Origin of the sequence: Streptomyces sp., from assembly GCF_036566765.1 — a bacterium.
Taxonomy (GTDB): domain Bacteria; phylum Actinomycetota; class Actinomycetes; order Streptomycetales; family Streptomycetaceae; genus Streptomyces.
In genome coordinates this window covers 1-16,523 of sequence record NZ_DATCVQ010000174.1, presented here as the reverse complement: position 1 = coordinate 16,523, position 16,523 = coordinate 1, and the positions used below count along the sequence as shown (strand labels likewise).

13 protein-coding genes, 1 tRNA gene and 1 pseudogene are annotated in these 16,523 nt (G+C 71.4%); 11 read left to right on the top strand and 4 right to left on the bottom strand.

What is annotated here, in order from left to right:
- Positions 1-404 (top strand): annotated as a pseudogene (locus VIU94_RS09740) (ribonuclease inhibitor); the annotation flags it as partial.
- Here the strand turns inward: VIU94_RS09740 and VIU94_RS09735 are convergent.
- From VIU94_RS09735 to VIU94_RS09725, 3 genes are all read right to left on the bottom strand, one after another.
- Complete coding sequence (locus tag VIU94_RS09735) at positions 401-2,302, bottom strand: glycoside hydrolase family 5 protein (RefSeq protein ID WP_331909690.1); 1,902 nt, start codon at positions 2,300-2,302, stop codon at positions 401-403. The pseudogene VIU94_RS09740 and the gene VIU94_RS09735 overlap by 4 nt on opposite strands.
- Positions 2,303-2,456: 154 nt before the next feature.
- Positions 2,457-4,304, bottom strand: a complete 1,848-nt coding sequence (locus VIU94_RS09730) for an AAA family ATPase (protein WP_331909688.1) — start codon at positions 4,302-4,304, stop codon at positions 2,457-2,459.
- Positions 4,301-5,704: a vWA domain-containing protein gene (locus VIU94_RS09725; protein ID WP_331909686.1), complete on the bottom strand. Its 1,404-nt coding sequence runs from the start codon at positions 5,702-5,704 to the stop codon at positions 4,301-4,303. The genes VIU94_RS09730 and VIU94_RS09725 overlap by 4 nt, the downstream gene beginning before the upstream one ends.
- A 122-nt stretch (positions 5,705-5,826) precedes the next feature.
- On the opposite strand from VIU94_RS09725, the gene VIU94_RS09720 reads away from it, so the two are divergent.
- Positions 5,827-5,902: transfer RNA gene (locus tag VIU94_RS09720), tRNA-Trp, on the top strand.
- A gap of 29 nt (positions 5,903-5,931) precedes the next feature.
- Here the strand turns inward: VIU94_RS09720 and VIU94_RS09715 are convergent.
- Positions 5,932-6,813, bottom strand: a complete 882-nt coding sequence (locus VIU94_RS09715) for a hypothetical protein (protein WP_331909684.1) — start codon at positions 6,811-6,813, stop codon at positions 5,932-5,934.
- Between the two features lie 172 nt (positions 6,814-6,985).
- Here VIU94_RS09715 and VIU94_RS09710 point away from each other — a divergent pair, with 172 nt between their 5' ends.
- The 9 genes from VIU94_RS09710 (at position 6,986) to pabB (ending at position 16,500) form a co-directional block, all read left to right on the top strand.
- Positions 6,986-7,765 carry an amino acid ABC transporter ATP-binding protein gene (locus VIU94_RS09710; RefSeq protein WP_331909682.1) on the top strand — a complete coding sequence of 260 codons (780 nt, stop codon included), beginning with the start codon at positions 6,986-6,988 and terminating at the stop codon, positions 7,763-7,765.
- A gap of 40 nt (positions 7,766-7,805) precedes the next feature.
- On the top strand, positions 7,806-8,651 hold the full coding sequence (locus VIU94_RS09705; protein ID WP_331909681.1) for a glutamate ABC transporter substrate-binding protein: 846 nt from the start codon (positions 7,806-7,808) through the stop codon (positions 8,649-8,651).
- Between the two features lie 10 nt (positions 8,652-8,661).
- Positions 8,662-9,327 carry an amino acid ABC transporter permease gene (locus VIU94_RS09700; RefSeq protein ID WP_331909680.1) on the top strand — a complete coding sequence of 222 codons (666 nt, stop codon included), beginning with the start codon at positions 8,662-8,664 and terminating at the stop codon, positions 9,325-9,327.
- Entirely contained in the window at positions 9,324-10,238 is a 915-nt protein-coding gene (locus VIU94_RS09695; RefSeq protein ID WP_331909679.1) for an amino acid ABC transporter permease, read from the top strand. Before VIU94_RS09700 ends, VIU94_RS09695 begins: the two co-directional genes overlap by 4 nt.
- A gap of 305 nt (positions 10,239-10,543) precedes the next feature.
- Positions 10,544-11,518, top strand: coding sequence for an ArsR/SmtB family transcription factor (locus VIU94_RS09690; protein WP_331909677.1), 975 nt, complete (start codon positions 10,544-10,546; stop codon positions 11,516-11,518).
- 183 nt (positions 11,519-11,701) lie between these two features.
- Entirely contained in the window at positions 11,702-13,168 is a 1,467-nt protein-coding gene (locus tag VIU94_RS09685; RefSeq protein ID WP_331909675.1) for an NAD(P)/FAD-dependent oxidoreductase, read from the top strand.
- Between the two features lie 19 nt (positions 13,169-13,187).
- Positions 13,188-14,060, top strand: a complete 873-nt coding sequence (locus tag VIU94_RS09680) for a N5-glutamine methyltransferase family protein (protein ID WP_331909673.1) — start codon at positions 13,188-13,190, stop codon at positions 14,058-14,060.
- Positions 14,057-14,374 carry a chorismate mutase family protein gene (locus VIU94_RS09675; RefSeq protein WP_331909671.1) on the top strand — a complete coding sequence of 106 codons (318 nt, stop codon included), beginning with the start codon at positions 14,057-14,059 and terminating at the stop codon, positions 14,372-14,374. Before VIU94_RS09680 ends, VIU94_RS09675 begins: the two co-directional genes overlap by 4 nt.
- Positions 14,371-16,500, top strand: coding sequence for an aminodeoxychorismate synthase component I (gene pabB / locus VIU94_RS09670; RefSeq protein ID WP_331909669.1), 2,130 nt, complete (start codon positions 14,371-14,373; stop codon positions 16,498-16,500). Before VIU94_RS09675 ends, pabB begins: the two co-directional genes overlap by 4 nt.
- The last annotated feature ends 23 nt before the right edge of the window (positions 16,501-16,523 follow it).

The window sequence follows — 16,523 nt, the reverse complement described above, 5'->3', positions numbered from 1 at the left end:
TTGTCGCCGCCGCGGCCGGAGCGGGCGTCGAGCTGCTCGACTTCGGCCGGGTCCGGGCCGCGGGCACCCTCGGCGCGGCCGACAACCGCCTCGACCTGACCGCCGCGACGGCGATCGCCGAGACCCTGGCGGACCGCGAGCACCGCCTCACGCACCTCGTCCTCGCTCACACCGGACTGCGCAGCCGTGAGGCCCACAAGCTCCTCGACGCCGCGCCGCGGGCGGTCAGCCCGACCCGTTTCGTCCTGGGCAAGGGCATCGCGACGAGCATCCGCCGCCGGCTCGACGTGTTCAGCGCCCACCTGCCGATGCCGGCGGTCGCTGCGGACGTACTCGCCGTCCGCAGCGTCCACCGCACCGCGCCGCCGCCCGTCGAGGAGCCGGACGAACTGACCGGACCCTAGAGGGTGCGACACAGGAGCGCGGCGGGCTCCCGGCTCTTGCCCCAGGCGCCGGTGTACGCGACGCCCGCTGCGTACTCGTCCACGCGGCACTGGCCCTTGTAGTTGCCCTCGGCGAACTCGCCGCCCGGGGCGCCGGCGGGTCGGTTGTCGCCGCGGTCGAACCACAGCGTCCGGCCGGTCTTCGGCAGCGCACGCCCGGCTTCCGTGCAGAGCACGGCGGACACGGCCTGGCCGCGGACGCTGTATCCGATCATGAACTGGCCGCCGGGGCACTGGAGTTTGGAGTAGCCGCCGGCCCAGTCGCCGTCGGTGACGTACCGCTCGTCGGTCACGACGGTGAGCGCGCCGGCCGCTTTGGCGAGCCCGTGGGCGCCGGCGTCGCTGCACAGACCGCGTCCGTCGTGGTGGGACAGGCCGACGAGCCGCTGCCCGTCGGGGCAGGCCGCCTTGCGAGCCCCGTTGTCCCAGTCGCCCCTGGCGCGGGCGCGCAGGGACTGGACGAAGTCCGTGTGGTCGAGGTTCAGCATGTCCCACGTGTCGGCGACGGGCACGGGGCCGGTCGTGCCGGGGGAGTCGACGAGCCGCTGCCAGTGCGGGGCGCGCCAGTCGTCGCCGTCGAGGACGCCGGAGCGGTTGCCCTGGGCGTCGTAGTCGAGCAGCTTCCACCTCCCGTGGCCGGTGAAGCCGACGGCCGGCCAGTAGGCGAAGTCGGCGTCGCGCTCGACGAGGTAGTCGACGAAGTTCGCGAACCAGGCGCGGCCCTGGGGGTTCGTCTCGTCGGCGCCGATGCCGAACTCGCTGATCCAGACGGGCGCGGTGTAGTGGCGCTGTGTGTCGCCGGTGACGAAGAAGGCCTGGCGGTACAGGGTCCGGAACAGCTCGTCGCGGGAGAGTTCCTGGTAGCGCCAGTCGTGGGTCTCGCCCGTACCGGTCGCGCCGGTGTGGTTCGGTCCGGTGTAGCCGTAGAAGTGGGCGGAGTAGACGAGTTTGTGGGACGCGACCAGCGTGTGGGAGAGGGTGCGGGCAGGTTCGAGGGTGGGCCGCCAGTGCGGGGTGAGATCGGTGGGGATGCCCTGCCAGTTGATGCCCTCGACGATCACGAGCAGGTCGGGGTTGGCCTCGGTCAGCAGCCGGTCGCCGAGGCGCTGAGTGGCGGTCCACCAGTCGTGGTCATTGCCCCAACCCCAGTTGGCGTCGTCCGTGACCGTGCGGCGGACCTCGTTGTAGAGGTCGGCGCCGACGACGCGCTTGTTCTCCTCGTAGCGCTTGGCGAGGAAGAGCCAGTCGGCCTCCCACCGCTCCGTGGACTGGCTGGTGTTCCAGCGCTCGTTGCCGTCGAGGCCGCAGCACCAACGCGAGGTGTTGGTGTGATTGTTGAGGACGACGGCGAAGCCCTCGGCGGTGGTCGCCTCGATCACCGCGTCGAACACCTGGAGCGGGGTCCTGCCCTTGAGGGAGGGGTTGGCGGCGACGGAGGCGTCCGGGACGGGCCGCTGGTCGTGCAGCATCTCGTTGGAGAACGGCAGTCGGATGCTGTTCACGCCGAGCCGGTGGAAGTCGGCGAGGACGGACGCGATCGGCGTCCGGTCGAGACCGAGGGGCATCTGGTCGGACTTCTCGCCGGCGTTGTGGGAGGCGGGGTCGGCGATGTCCCCGGAGCCGGTCCAGGAGCCCTGGGCGCCGTGCCAGTTGACGGACTTCAGCTTGAAGCGGTCGCCGTCGGCGTCCACGACGTAGCGGCCCCGCGTGCTGAGCGGCGGTTGCCAGCTGTCGGCGAGCCGGGCGCCGGCCGACGAGGAAAGGGGAGCGGGTGCGGGGGCGGGCGCTGCAGGCGCGGCGGATGTCCCGGCGGCCAGAAGGGCGGCGGCGAGCGCGGCCCCGATGAGGGTTCTCTTCATGACGCCTTCGCGTGTGAGGGACGGCCGACTGAGGGGTCAGCTCAGTCGGCGGGAAGAGGGTGCGCGCAGCATGTTTACGTAAACTACTCGTGAGTACAAGGCCCGAAGCACGGTGGGATTCGGCGCACGGGACCCCGGTCGGAAGCGCCGCGGGTCAGCGCGGCAGCGCGGTGAACACCTCGATCCAGAAGCGCTGGTGCTGCTCCGAGGCCCCGACCAGGTACGTCGACCGCAGCTTCGGCGGCAGCAGGGCCACCAGCCGCGCGACCGCCGCGCGGTGCTTCTTCAGCTGGGACAGCTCGGCGTTGGCGATGATCTGGTGAACCGTGTCGCTGTCGTCGCCGCCCTCGGGGGACTCCTCGGCGGCGCGGCGCAGCCGGGCCTCCCAGGAGTCGACCTGGCGGGCCAGTTCCCGCAGGCCGGTCACCGGCCGGTTGTTGAGCCGGTCGATCAGGGAGGTCAGCGGCACCGGGGCGTACTCGCCGTCGCCGAGGTACACGGTGCCCATCTCCAGCGGCAGGCCCCGCTGGTGGAGCTTGATCAGCCGCTCGATGGTCCGCTTCGTGATCCACGCGCGGCCGTCCTCGTCGATGTCGTGCTTCCACCAGTCGAGCACCGTCTCGGCCACCGGCCCGTATGTGCCGATCAGCCACTCGTTGGCCGGGATGTCGCCGGGCTCCACGGTCAGCGAGGCCGTGAAGCGGGTCGCCTGGGCGATGTTGTTCCGCGACACCAGGAGCTTGCGGCCCAGGTGGTACGGCGGGTTCTGCACGGCGATCTGCGCCCGCAGCCCCTCGATCGGCCGGCCCGCGAGCGACCACTCCTGCGTGATCTCCATCAGCTTGGCGAACGCCGCCTTGTCCTTCGGCCGGTTGTACTCGTCCCAGACGATCGCCTTCGGCTCCGCACCGGTGAACGCGGCCGCGAGCAGGTTGTCCAGGGACCCGTCCGGCGTCGGGATCGGCGCGCAGAGGTCCTCCACATTGGTCACCGGCAGCGAGAAGTACAGCGGCTCCCGCCCGTCCATGCCCTCCCGCACGGTCTGCCGGACCAGCTCCGTCTTGCCGCATCCCGGCGGGCCCTGGAGCAGCACCGTCCAACGATTGCGCAGCGCCGCCCGCACGACCTCGCGGACCGGGTCGGGGATCGTCGCCGGGTTCGGCACGTCCAGGGCGGTCGCGATCCGGTCGAGGATCTCCGACGTCCGGTTCGGCCCGGGCCGGCCGTGGGGATCCGGCTCGACCAGCCGCAGCCGCTCGCCGTTGACCAGCGGAAGGCCCCAGCGCAGCGGGAAGCCCTCCTGCGCGTTGGCCAGGATGTGGTCCAGGGTGCGAGGGGAGAGGAGTTCGCGCAGCGCGGGGCTCAGCGACGCCCACACCCGGAAGACCCCGCCGAGGTCCCAGCGCCGGTACTTCGCCGCCAGCTTGAACCGCCACGCCGTGTCGTTCGCGGTGATCCGGACCGTGACCATCCGGTCGAGGATCGCCAGATCGCTGCGCCGGGCCGCCGTCTCCGCCAGCGACTCGTTGTCCGCGAGGAACACGCCGATGCAGCCGAGCGCCCGCAGGTCGTACCCGCCGAGCGTCCAGTTGCAGGCGATCTGCATCAGCTGGGACTGGATCGACTCGCCGGCCTGCAGCGAGTCGTCGATCAGCAGCACGAACGGCCGGCCCGGCTTGAGCTGGCTCATCACCAGCTGGCGCAGCACCAGTTCGCCGGTCGCGGGGTCCCGCACCGGGGCGTTGGCGAGCAGGTCGTCCGGGGTGAGGTTGGCCGCCGGGACGAAGACCAGCTCGGCGTCCGGGTACGCCTCGGCGACATGGGAGAAGAACGTCGCCGTCTTGCCGATGCCGTGCTCGCCGAAGACCTGCCCGGTCTGCCCCATGTCGATCATCGCGTCGATGAAAGACTCCAGCCGCGACACACCCGTCCAGCCCTCCGGCGGCTGCGGATAGGTGGCGTTGGGCCGCCAGCGGACGGCCGGCGCGGGGGTGGTGGTCATCTCGATCCTGTCGTGACGCGATGGCAGGCCATCGGGGGAGTGTGGGCGTCGGGCCAGTCGTCGCCGCCCTCGGTGATCAGCCAGATCCACTTGTCCGGCTCGGCCGGGGCGATGTGCGGGGCGTAGCCGTCGGTGAGCATCACCACGGCGTCCGGTGTCGCCTCGAACGGCCGGCCGTCGATCTCCGTGCGGCCCTCCACGTAGTCCGCGACGGCCTGGAAGCTCGTCCCGCCGCCCCCGTACACCCTCTGGCCGGGCACGAACGGCATCACCACGCTGTCGAAGGACAGCCAGTGCGCCTCCACCCCGTCGATCCCGCCGACCAGCTCGGTCAGCCAGTCGACCACGTGGTCCGGCATCGAGCCGGAGGTGTCGTACGCGATGACCAGCACCTTCTGCCGGACCGGTCCGCGCCGCGACAGCATCGGATCCAGACCGAGCGCCGCCAGCAGCGCGCCGCGCTTCTTCGGGTACACCAGCCGCTCGCCGTCCCGGAGCTTGGACGCCACCACGTCCACCAGCCACCGCTGCCACCAGTCGACCTGCCCGGTCCGCGGCGTCTGCCCGCGCAGAAGTCCCGCGCCGAGCCGGCCCCACATCCGGGAGATCCGGTCGGTCGCCCCGTCCGTGCGGTGCAGCAGATCGCTGATCTCCTGCTCGGCCACCGCGTGCCCGCGACGCCCGGCGAGCAGCGAGTTGAGCAGCACGGAAGAGACCGTGGCGTCGACGGTCTCCTGGTCGGCGGGGATCTCGGCGTCCGTGAGATGAATGCACAAAGAGGACGCCACGGGCGGGTGGGCCATCCGCTTCAGCTCGCCGTAGACCGTCATGTCCGTGGCGATGAACCGCCAGTACTCGACTGGCTCCCGGCCGTGCGCGCGCAGGTCCTGCTCGTACGCCTCGTGGATGGCACGCGGGTCGATGCCGGCCGGGCGGCCGTCGTGCAGCGGCAGCTCCTGGCTGCCCAGGCGCACCATCGCCACATGGTTGATGGACACCTCGGCGGCCAGCGTGAACACCGGGTCGTCGCGCAGCTCGGGCTCGACGAAGAGGTGCCGGTGGACGAGATGGCGCGCCTCGTGGAAGAGGACGAACTTGACCCCGTCCAGGCCGAGCTCGACGAAGAACTCCGGGTTGTACAGGAGCAGGCACGTGCCGTCACCGCTCGCCACGACGGCGGCGGTGTCGACCGCCGTCGTCGGTATCTGGTGGTGGCACTTCGCGTACAGCCACGAGGCCACCGCCGAGCCGGACAGGCCGAAGTCGAGCAGCGCGGCCTCCTTCAGCCGCCGGGCCTCGGCCACCAGCGCCTCGTCGGCGGGCCGCCACCGCTCCAGCGCGCGCCGGTCCGTCAGGTCGATCACATGGCGCGGCCGTCCACCGCGCTCCCCGTACGCCATGGCCCCCGTCCGCCCCCTTCGTACCCGCTCATTGGTATCAAGGCCCACCGACAACGGGCGAATGCGATTTCGCCGAGGCCGTCGCCGCGCCGCGGAGCGGTTGCCCTAGGATCGGCGGCAAGGCGGGGCCGTAGCGCAGAGGCAGACGCACCGGTCTCCAGAACCGGAACACGCTGGTTCGACTCCAGCCGCCCCGCCCCTCTCGCCTCCTCCGGCCGCCGGGCCCCTCAGGCGATCGCGCCGGAGGTGACGATCAGCTCCGGCACCGTGCCGGTGAACGTCGGCAGCAGCTGCGCGAGCACGGCCCAGGCCTCGACATTGCCGCCGAGCGAGCCGCGCACCAGCGGCCGCAGCGCCGCCTCCGCTTCCGCCAGCCGGGCCGGGAACGCCCAGCGGCCGGTGTCGAGGACGGCCAGGACCGTGAGCGCCGACCGCCACTCCCGGGCATACGCCGCCGGACTGTCGACGATCCCGCCGCGCCGCATCCGGTACGCGTACGACGGGTGGTCCGAGAAACGGGCCCGCAGCACCGCCGGGCAGTCGACGCGGAGCGCCAGCGCCCACCGGGCGAACCCCGGCAGGGGCTGCTCGGCGTCGGCCTCGATCACGTCGGTCCAATCGGCGCGGCCGCACGCGTTGGCGGCCGAGCGGCCCTGCCGCATCGTCCGCACCGCCCGCAGCGCGGGGACCGCCTCGCCCGGGCCGAACAACCGGACCCCCTCGGGCATGGGCCTGTTCCGCAGGGCCTCCGCCAAGGGGAGGGTGCGCCCTTCCCCGGACTCCGCCCGGGGGGATCCCCATCTCGCTTCGCTCGCGGGGCCGAACGGCTCGCCCCGCAGCACGGCTGCCTCCAGCCCGCCGGCGAGGCCGCCGGCCAGGACCACGACCTCGTTGATCTCGGGCCGGTCGGCCTCCAGCATCCACAGCCGCGCGGAGGCCGGCATCTCGGACGCGACGACCCTGGGTACGGCGACCCAGCGGTCCGGCACGACGGCGGCGTCCGGGCGGTCCTCGACGCCGATCCGCTCGCGCACGCGCGCCGCGTCCTGCGCGTCGGCCAGGGAGATCAGCACGTCGAGCGCCCTGTCCCTGTCGCGTTTCTGTGGCATGGCCCCCGCCCCTCCCGTCGTCCCGTGTCCACGATCATGCCAGGTCCGCACAGGCGTACGGGAACGCGGCCGGGGGCCCGGAGCAGTCCGGCGTGCGGCCGGATCGATCAGGGCGGAGCATGAACGTGAGAACGGACGGCAAGCGGGACGACGGTGACCCCAGGAGGGTGCCATGCCCGACCCGGAGAAGACGCGTGCCGACGCGGTCGGCACCGGCAACGCCCTGGTCGTACTGAAGAACGTCGACAAGCACTTCGGCGCTCTGCACGTGCTCCAGAGCATCGACCTGACCATCGACCGCGGTGAGGTCGTCGTGGTGATCGGCCCGTCGGGCTCGGGGAAGTCCACGCTCTGCCGTGCCATCAACAGGCTGGAGACCATCGACTCCGGCGAGATCTTCATCGACGGCCGCCCGCTGCCCGCCGAGGGCCGCGAGCTGGCCGGACTGCGCGCCGACGTCGGCATGGTCTTCCAGTCCTTCAACCTGTTCGCGCACAAGACCGTCCTGGAGAACGTCACGCTCGGCCAGATCCGGGTGCGCAAGAAGGACAAGAAGACCGCGGAGACCCGTGGCCGGGCGCTGCTCGACCGGGTGGGCGTCGCCTCGCAGGCGGACAAGTACCCGGCCCAGCTCTCCGGCGGCCAGCAGCAGCGCGTGGCGATCGCCCGGGCGCTGGCCATGGAGCCCAAGGTGATGCTCTTCGACGAGCCGACCTCCGCCCTCGACCCCGAGATGATCAACGAGGTCCTCGAGGTCATGCAGCAGCTCGCCAAGGACGGCATGACCATGGTCGTCGTCACCCACGAGATGGGCTTCGCCCGCTCCGCCGCCAACCGGGTCGTGTTCATGTCCGACGGGCGGATCGTCGAGGAGACCACCCCGGACGAGTTCTTCAGCAATCCGCGCAGCGAGCGCGCCAAGGACTTCCTGTCGAAGATCCTGCACCACTGACGCCGCACCACAGGCGCACCGACACCCAGGGGTGAACATCATGAAGCGATCAAAGGTCAGCAAGGCCACCCTCGCCGCGGCCGCAGCGGCCGCCCTCGCCCTGACCGCCGGCGCCTGCAGCGACGACGGCGGGAGCAGCAGTGGCGACGGCGGCGACGACAAGATCACCGTCGGCATCAAGTACGACCAGCCCGGCCTCGGCCTGAAGACGCCGGACGGCACGTACACCGGCTTCGACGTCGACGTGGCGACGTACATCGCCAAGGAGCTGGGCCACGATCCGAAGGACATCGTCTTCAAGGAGGCCAAGAGCGCCGACCGCGAGACGCTGCTGCAGCGCGGCGACGTGGACTTCATCGCCGCGACCTACTCGATCAACGACGAGCGGGCGAAGAAGGTCGACTTCGCCGGACCGTACCTCCTGGCGCACCAGGACGTGCTGATCCGGTCGGACGACAAGAGCATCACCAAGCCCGCGGACCTGAACAACAAGAAGCTCTGCTCGGTCACCGGCTCCACGTCCGCGCAGAACGTCAAGACCAAGCTGGCGCCCAACGCCCAGCTGCAGGAGTACGGCGGGTACTCGGAGTGCCTGACCGGTCTGGAGAACGGGGTCATCGACGCGCTGACCACCGACGACTCGATCCTCGCCGGCTATGCCGCGCAGGACGAGTTCAAGGGCAAGTTCAAGCTCGGCGGCTTCAAGATGAGCAATGAGAACTACGGCATCGGAGTCCAGAAGGGCAGCGAGCTCAAGGCAAAGATCAACACCGCGCTGGAGAAGATGGTCGCGGACGGATCCTGGGAGACCTACGTCAAGAAGAACTTCGGTCCGGCGAACTACCAGAACGAACCCGCACCGAAGGTCGGCGTGATCGTCAAGTAGGCAGGCCGCCGTGTTCGACTTCCTCGAGGGCTACGACCTGCTGGGAGCCTTCTGGGTGACGGTGCAGCTCACCGTCTACTCCGCGATCGGCTCCCTGATCTGGGGGACGCTGCTGGCCGCCATGCGCGTCAGCCCCGTCCCCCTGATGCGGGGCTTCGGCACCGCCTACGTGAACATCGTCCGCAACATCCCTCTCACCGTCATCATCGTCTTCACCTCCCTGGGGCTGTTCCAGACCCTCAACGTCAGCCTCGGCGCGGACGACTTCAAGACCATCAATTTCCGGCTCGCCGTGCTCGGCCTGATCGCCTACACCTCGTCGTTCGTCTGCGAGGCGCTGCGCTCCGGCATCAACACCGTCCCCGTCGGCCAGGTCGAGGCGGCCCGCGCCATCGGTCTGAGCTTTCCGCAGGTGCTGAGGCTCATCGTGCTGCCGCAGGCCTTCCGCTCGGTGGTCGGCCCGCTGGCCAACGTCCTCATCGCGCTCACCAAGAACACCACCGTGGCCGCGGCCATCGGCGTCGCCGAAGCGGCCCTGCTGATGCGGGAGATGATCGAGAACGAGGCCCAGCTCATCCTCATCTCGGCGATCTTCGCGTTCGGCTTCATCTGCCTCACCCTGCCGACCGGCCTGTTCCTCGGCTGGGTCGCCAAGAAGGTGGCGGTGAAGCGATGAAGCACGGCACCACCGTCCTGTTCGACGTCCCCGGCCCCCGGGCCAAGCGGCGCAACGTGCTCTACACCCTGGTGTTCCTCGTCGCGCTCGCCGGGCTGATCTGGTGGGTGGCCGTCAGCCTCGCCGACAAGGGACAGCTCGAATGGTCCAAATGGGAGCCGTTCTTCACCGACTCCCGGGTCTGGGACACGTATCTGCTGCCCGCGTTGAAGAACACCCTGATCGCCGCGTCCCTCTCGATGGTCCTCGCCCTGCCGCTCGGCGCGATCCTCGGCATCGCCCGGCTCTCCGACCACCGGTGGGTGCGCGGCGCGGCCGGCACGGTCGTGGAGTTCTTCCGCGCCATTCCGGTGCTGATCCTGATGCTCTTCGCGAACGCCGCGCTCTCCGAGTTCACCGACGTCAGCCCGGAGAGCCGCCCGCTGTACGCGGTCGTCATCGGCCTCGTCCTGTACAACGCCTCCGTGCTCGCCGAGGTGGTCCGGGCCGGCATCCTCGCCCTGCCCCTGGGGCAGACGGACGCGGCCAAGGCGATCGGCATGCGCAAGGGCCAGACCATGACGTACGTGCTGCTGCCGCAGTCGGTCACCGCGATGCTGCCCGCGCTGGTCAGCCAGCTCGTCGTCATCGTCAAGGACACCGCGCTCGGCGGCGCGCTGCTCGGCTTCTCCGAACTGCTCGCCTCGGTCCGCCCGATGAGCGCCAACTACGGCGCCAACACGATCGCGAGCTTCACCGTCGTCGCCGTCATCTTCATCATCCTGAACTTCGCCCTCACCACCTTCGCCGGGTGGCTGGAACGGCGGCTCAGGCGGGCCAAGAAGTCCACCGGCGCGGTGGTCGGCGTGGACGCCGTGGAGGAGCTGGCGACCCCAGGCGAGCACATGATGCCGCCCGACGAGACCAAGTGAGAAGCGGAGCACGGATCCGGCCAAAACCGCGTTCAAGGTACGCCTTACGGGTCTCTCGGGCTTCCCCCCGAGACGGGACCCCACCTGCGTGTTGACCGCTTTATGGCGCCGTCTCATTCCGGCCATCCGACGCCCGGACGTTCCCTGGACGGCCTAACGTGCATTCGGCCCCTTAAGGGGTGCGGAACACGGGTCGGCTGGGGGTGACCCGAAGACGGCGTGCACGAGCCGGTGCACCCGGAGATGGGGGAACGTTGATCAGCTACGCCGCGACCGCTGACGATGTCGCGAAGGTTCGATTCTCGATGTCTCCGCTCGGGGAGACCGTCTACAGCTTCCGGATGCTCGCCAGCCCCGAGCGCAGAAAGCAGCACCAGCCCTGGGTCGAGGACGTCCGCGGCCGGCTGAAGGGCGTCGACCTGCGCCCGCTGCGGGCCGTCATCCCGCCCACCGGGTACGTACCGGACTTCCTCACGCCCCCGCCGGCCGTCGCGCGCCAGGGAGCCGACTCCGGCATCGACCGCGAACTGGAGGCGGTGCGCGCCACCTCGCCCACCCACTTCGTCGACGAGGTGGCCTGGATGGCGGGCGACACCGGCACCCCGGCCGCCTGGCGCCAGGAGGCGGCGAAGCTGCACCGGCGCATGCTCGCCGAACCGGAGAAGGCCATCCGGCATCTCACCGAACTGCTGCGCACCTACTGGGAACTGGGCCTCGCCCCGTACTGGCGGCGGATGCACGCCGGGCTCCAGTCGGACATCCGCGACCGGATGCGGGTGATGGAGAACTCCGGGGCGGCCTCCGTCTTCTCCTCGCTCAACGGGCGCATCGGATGGCAGGACGACCGGCTGACCGTGCGCAGCGCCTACACCTTCGACGAGACCCTCGGCGGCCAGGGCATCGTCCTCGTCCCCAGCGTCTTCTGCGGCCCGGAGGTGCTCACGATGCTTCCGCCGCTCCAGTCCATGATCGTCTATCCGCGGCCCGAGGTCGCCGCCATCTGGCAGAGCCACGGCCAGGAGCGGCCCAGCCCGCTCGCCGCGCTGCTCGGCAACGTCCGGGCGGCCGTCGTCGAGGCGCTCGCCATGCCCGCCTCCACCACCGAGCTCGCCGCCGAGATCGACGTCACCCCGGGCGCCATCAGCCAGCATCTCGCCGTGCTGCGCGGCTGTGACCTGGTCACCAGCCACCGGGCCGGCCGCCGGGTCATCCACTCGCTCACCGAGACCGGCGAGGCGCTGATCCGCGGCGCCGAGTACCCCCGGGGACGGGTCGCCTGATCTGCCGTCGGGCGGATTCACCGGGCGGATTTAGACCCAGCTAAAAGCCTTGGGGCGGCTCCCGCACGTGTGTTTGGCTGATGCCGCACGGTGATGAACGCGGGCCTGACCCTCCCGCCGGCCACGTCACCGCACGACCCACGACCTCACCTCACCCACCCCGTCCGGAAGGGAAACATCCTGGTGCCCGCAACCACATCCGAGGACAACCGAGTCCACGACGTCGTTGTCGTCGGAAACGGCTCGCTCGGCCTGTCGCTCGGCCTCACGCTCGCCCGCCGCGGCCTGAGCGTCGCTGTGCTCGGCCGCCCGCACCGCCCGGGCGCCGCGTCCTCCGCGGCCGGCGCGATGATCGGCACGTTCGGCGAGGTCACGACCACCCTCCTGAAGAGCGACTACGGCCGCACCAAGCTCGACTGGGCCTACCAGGCCAGCAAGCTGTGGCCGGAGTGGCTGGCCGAGCTGTCGCCCGACTCGGACGGCACCGACCTGCTGACCGCCGACGGCACCGTCGTCATGCTGAACGCCGTCGGTCTGCCCGAGATCGACACCCAGAACTACAAGGCGATCCGCTCCACCCTCATCGAGTACGGCGAGAAGTTCGAGGACATCGACCCCGAGAACATCGAGTGGCTCGACGCCGAGCCCACCGGCCGCCCGCTGCAGGCGATGTTCCTGCCCAACGAGCACGCCGTGAACGCCCACGCGCTGCTGATCCGCCTGGAACAGGCCTTCCTCGCCGCCGGCGGCGTGATCGTCCCCGAGCAGGCCACCTGCGTCGAGCAGAGCGGCGGCAAGGTCACCGGCGTCGCCCTGGAGTCCGGCGCCGTCCTCGCCACCGAACAGCTGGTGCTCGCCGCCGGCGCCGCCTCCCAGACGGTGCTCGACACCGTCCCCGACCAGGCCGCCCGCATCCCGCGGCTGATCAGCGGGTACGGCGTCTCCGCCCTCGTCGACACCGAGGACGGCACCACCCCGTGCAGCGTCATCCGCACCCCCAACCGGGCCTTCGCCTGCGGCCTGCACGTCGTGCCCCGCGGCGACGGCCAGGTCTACGTCGGCGCGACCAACATCATCTCGCCCGAACCGCGCGAGACCCCGCTCATCTCCGACGTGCTGTTCCTGCTCAACTGCGCCAACCGGCAGGTCCGCCGCGACCTCGGCGAGAGCGGACTGCGCACCCTCCAGGTCGGCAACCGGCCCGTCGCCCTCGACGGCATGCCGCTGCTCGGCGAGACCGGCCTGCCGGGCCTGTTCATGATGACCGGCACCTACCGGGACGGCCTCACCCTCTCCCCGCTGCTCGCCCGCGAGATGACCGCGCTGCTGCTCGGCGAGGAACCGGCCATCGACCTCGGGATGTTCGGCCCGGTCCGGGCCCCCATCCAGCCGCTCACCCGGGAGGAGGTCGTGGAGACCACGGTCACCCACATGCTCGCCACCGGCTACGAGTCCAACTGGCAGGTGCCGGTCGAGTGGCCCAACACCATCGAGCACTACCTGCGCGTCGCCTACACCCGGATCGCCGACGAGTTCGACCCGCAGTTCACCCCGCCGCCCGAGCTGCTCGCCTCCTCGCGCATCCACCCGACCCTCGCCTCGGCCCTGCGCGAGTACTACGCGGCCAGCCACGCCGCCGCCCAGGGCTGACCGGAAAGGACCGACGACGGTGGTCGACCAGCCACTCGAAGAACTGCTCCACGACGCCGAACGGGTCCTCGCCGACAGCGGCGTGTGGAGCCCGCGCGAGGACGCCGAAGCCCTCGCCGCCCACGTCCTCGGCCTGGGGGAGACCGCACCGGAGCCCCGGCTGCCGGTGCCCCCGGCCGCCGCGGACGCACTGCGGGCGCTCGTCGCCCGGCGGGCCGACCGGATTCCGCTCGGACACCTCACCGGGCGGGCCCGGCTCGGCGGCATCGACCTCACCGTGAACGAGCACGTCTTCGTGCCCCGCTTCCCGACCGAACTCCTGCTGTCCTGGGGGCTCTTCGCGGTCGAGAAGACCGAGGCCCCGGTCGTCGTCGACCTGTGCACGGGATCGGGCGCGGTCGCCCTCGCGGTCGGCCACGCCCGTCCCGACGCCGCCGTCCACGCGGTCGACCTGGACGAGAACGCCCTCGCCTGCGCCCGCGGCAACGCCGCCGCGCGCGCCCGCGCCGGCGACACACCGATCACCGTGCACCGGGGGGATGTCACGGACCCGGCGCTGCTCGCCGACCTCGACGGCCGCGTGGACCTGGTGCTCGCCAACCCGCCGTACGTGCCCCTGGGCACCCGGCTGCTGCCCGAGTGGGGCGAGCACCACCCCCGCACCGCCGTCTTCGGCGGCGCCGACGGCCTCGACGTGATCCGCGCCGTCATCGACTGCGCGGCACGGCTGCTGCGCCCCGGCGCCGCCCTGGCGATCGAGCACGGCGACGCGCAGATCGACGTCGTGCCGGTGCTGCTCGACGCCACCGGGCGGTTCTCCTCCACCGAGGGACACCACGACCAGGAGAACCGCCCCCGCTACACCACGACGTTCAGAAAGGCAGTGGCATGACGACGACCTCGAGCGCCGAAGCCGGTCTGGCAGACCTGCGCGCCGAACTCGACCTCATCGACGCGAAACTGCTCGACACCCTGAAGACCCGTATCGACATCTGTGTGCGCATCGCCGAGTTCAAGCGGGAGCACGACGTCCCGATGATGCAGCCGCACCGCATCGGCATCGTCCAGGAGCGCGCCGCCCGCTTCGGCGCCGAGCACGGCGTCGACGGCACGTTCCTGCGCCGGCTGTACGAACTCATCATCGAGGAGACCTGCCGGGTCGAGGACCTCGTCATCGACGCACCCGCCGCGGACCGCGCGTCATGAGCGGAGTCACCAGGCCCGCCCGTCCGGTCCGCACGCTCCTGGTCGACAACTACGACTCCTTCACCTACAACCTCTACCAACTGCTCGGCGAGGTGAACGGGCAGCCGCCGGTCGTCGTCCGCAACGACGTCGACTGGTCCGCGCTGCACCTGGGCGACTACGACAACATCGTCGTCTCGCCCGGCCCCGGACGCCCCGACCGCGACCGCGACTTCGGCGTCAGCAGCCGCGCGATCCGCGACTCCGGACTGCCCGTCCTCGGCGTCTGCCTCGGCCACCAGGGCATCGCCGCCCTGTTCGGCGGCGCCGTCGAGCACGCGCTTGAGCCGATGCACGGCCGGCTCTCCGCGATCACCCACAACGGCGAGGAGCTCTTCGCCGGGCTGCCCTCGCCGTACTCCGTGGTCCGCTACCACTCGCTCGCGGTCACCGCGCTCTCCGACGAACTCGAGGGCGTCGCCTGGACCGAGGACGGCGTCCTCATGGGGCTGCGCCACCGCACCCGCCCCGTCTGGGGCGTCCAGTTCCACCCCGAGTCGATCTCCAGCGAGTACGGCCGCGAACTGCTCGCCAACTTCCGCGACCTGAGCCTGGCGCGCGGCGAGCGGGCCGCAGCCAAGGCCCCGGCCGCGTGGGCGCCGCCCGGACCCGCGACGCCCTCGTACCACCTCAACGTCCGCGTCCTGGACCTGGAACCGGACACCGAGGAGACCTACGCCGAGCTGTTCGCCGCCCAGCCGCACAGCTTCTGGCTGGACAGCGGCTCGCACGCCGACGGCAACGCCCGGTTCTCCGTCCTCGGCGACGGCAGCGGCCCGCTCGCCGAGTACGTCACCTACCGCGTCGCCGACCGCACCGTGCGGATCGAACGCCCCGGCCGCCCCGACGAGTCGGTGGCGCAGGGCTTCTTCGACTACCTCGACGACGAGCTGCGCCGCCGCGCCCTGCCCGCCGACGCCAGGCTGCCGTTCTCCTTCAACCTCGGCTACGTCGGCTACCTCGGCTACGAGCTGAAGGCCGAGGCCGGCGCGACCGCCGCGCACACCGCGGCCACCCCGGACGCGGCGCTGCTGTTCGCCGACCGCGCCGTCGTCGTCGACCACGACGAGCGCCGCACCTACCTGCTCTGCCTCAGCACCGAGCCGGCCGACCCGGAGGCCGCCAAGTGGCTCGACGCCACCGCCGGCCGGCTCGCGCTGCTGCCCTCCGAGACCGTGCGCGAGCGCCGCCCGCTCACCGAGGGCGCCCCGCTGGCCGCCGCCTCGCTCGTGCAGCGGCACAGCGAGCAGGAGTACCTGGCGCGGATCGGTGAGTGCCTGGAGGAGATCCGCAACGGCGAGTCGTACGAGATCTGCCTGACCAACACGGTCTCCACGGCCACCGTCCTGGAACCGCTGGGCACCTACCGGATGATGCGGTCCCTCAGCCCCGTCCCGTACGGCGCGCTGCTCGACTTCCCCGGCGTCGCCGTGCTCAGCGCCTCCCCGGAGCGGTTCCTGACCATCGGCACGGACCGGGTCGCCGAGTCCAAGCCGATCAAGGGCACCCGGCCGCGCGGCGCCACCGCCGAGGAGGACGGGGCCCTGCGCGACGGGCTGCTGGCCAGCGAGAAGGACCGGGCCGAGAACCTCATGATCGTGGACCTGCTCCGCAACGACCTCAACACCGTGTGCGAGGTGGGCTCGGTGCATGTGCCCAAGCTGTTCGACGTCGAGACCTACGCGCCCGTGCACCAGCTCGTCAGCACCGTGCGCGGCACGCTGCGCGACGGCGTCTCAGCGGTGGACTGCGTCCGGGCGTCGTTCCCCGGCGGCTCGATGACCGGCGCGCCCAAGCTGCGCACCATGGAGATCATCGACCGCCTCGAGGAGGGGCCGCGCGGGGTGTACTCCGGCGCGCTCGGCTGGTTCTCGCTGGGCGGCGCCGCCGACCTCAGCATCGTCATCCGCACCATCGTGGCCACCCCCGAGGGCGCGTCGTTCGGCGTCGGCGGGGCGGTGATCGCGCTGTCCGACCCGGCCGAGGAGTTCGAGGAGACCCTGGTCAAGTCGCGCGCGATGACCGCGGCCATCGCCGCGGGCGCGGCCGGCCCGGTGCCCGTGCGGGCCGAGGCGGTGGACGCGTGAGCGCCGCGGCCCGGGCCGGGGGC

What these genes read in the sequence shown, in the direction of transcription:
- VIU94_RS09735 (WP_331909690.1), bottom strand. Translation starts at nt 2,302, where the DNA reads ATGAAGAGAACCCTCATCGGGGCCGCGCTCGCCGCCGCCCTTCTGGCC.
- VIU94_RS09730 (WP_331909688.1), bottom strand. Translation starts at nt 4,304, where the DNA reads ATGACCACCACCCCCGCGCCGGCCGTCCGCTGGCGGCCCAACGCCACC.
- VIU94_RS09725 (WP_331909686.1), bottom strand. Translation starts at nt 5,704, where the DNA reads ATGGCGTACGGGGAGCGCGGTGGACGGCCGCGCCATGTGATCGACCTG.
- VIU94_RS09715 (WP_331909684.1), bottom strand. Translation starts at nt 6,813, where the DNA reads ATGCCACAGAAACGCGACAGGGACAGGGCGCTCGACGTGCTGATCTCC.
- VIU94_RS09710 (WP_331909682.1), top strand. Translation starts at nt 6,986, where the DNA reads ATGCCCGACCCGGAGAAGACGCGTGCCGACGCGGTCGGCACCGGCAAC.
- VIU94_RS09705 (WP_331909681.1), top strand. Translation starts at nt 7,806, where the DNA reads ATGAAGCGATCAAAGGTCAGCAAGGCCACCCTCGCCGCGGCCGCAGCG.
- VIU94_RS09695 (WP_331909679.1), top strand. Translation starts at nt 9,324, where the DNA reads ATGAAGCACGGCACCACCGTCCTGTTCGACGTCCCCGGCCCCCGGGCC.
- VIU94_RS09690 (WP_331909677.1), top strand. Translation starts at nt 10,544, where the DNA reads ATGTCTCCGCTCGGGGAGACCGTCTACAGCTTCCGGATGCTCGCCAGC.
- VIU94_RS09675 (WP_331909671.1), top strand. Translation starts at nt 14,057, where the DNA reads ATGACGACGACCTCGAGCGCCGAAGCCGGTCTGGCAGACCTGCGCGCC.
- pabB (WP_331909669.1), top strand. Translation starts at nt 14,371, where the DNA reads ATGAGCGGAGTCACCAGGCCCGCCCGTCCGGTCCGCACGCTCCTGGTC.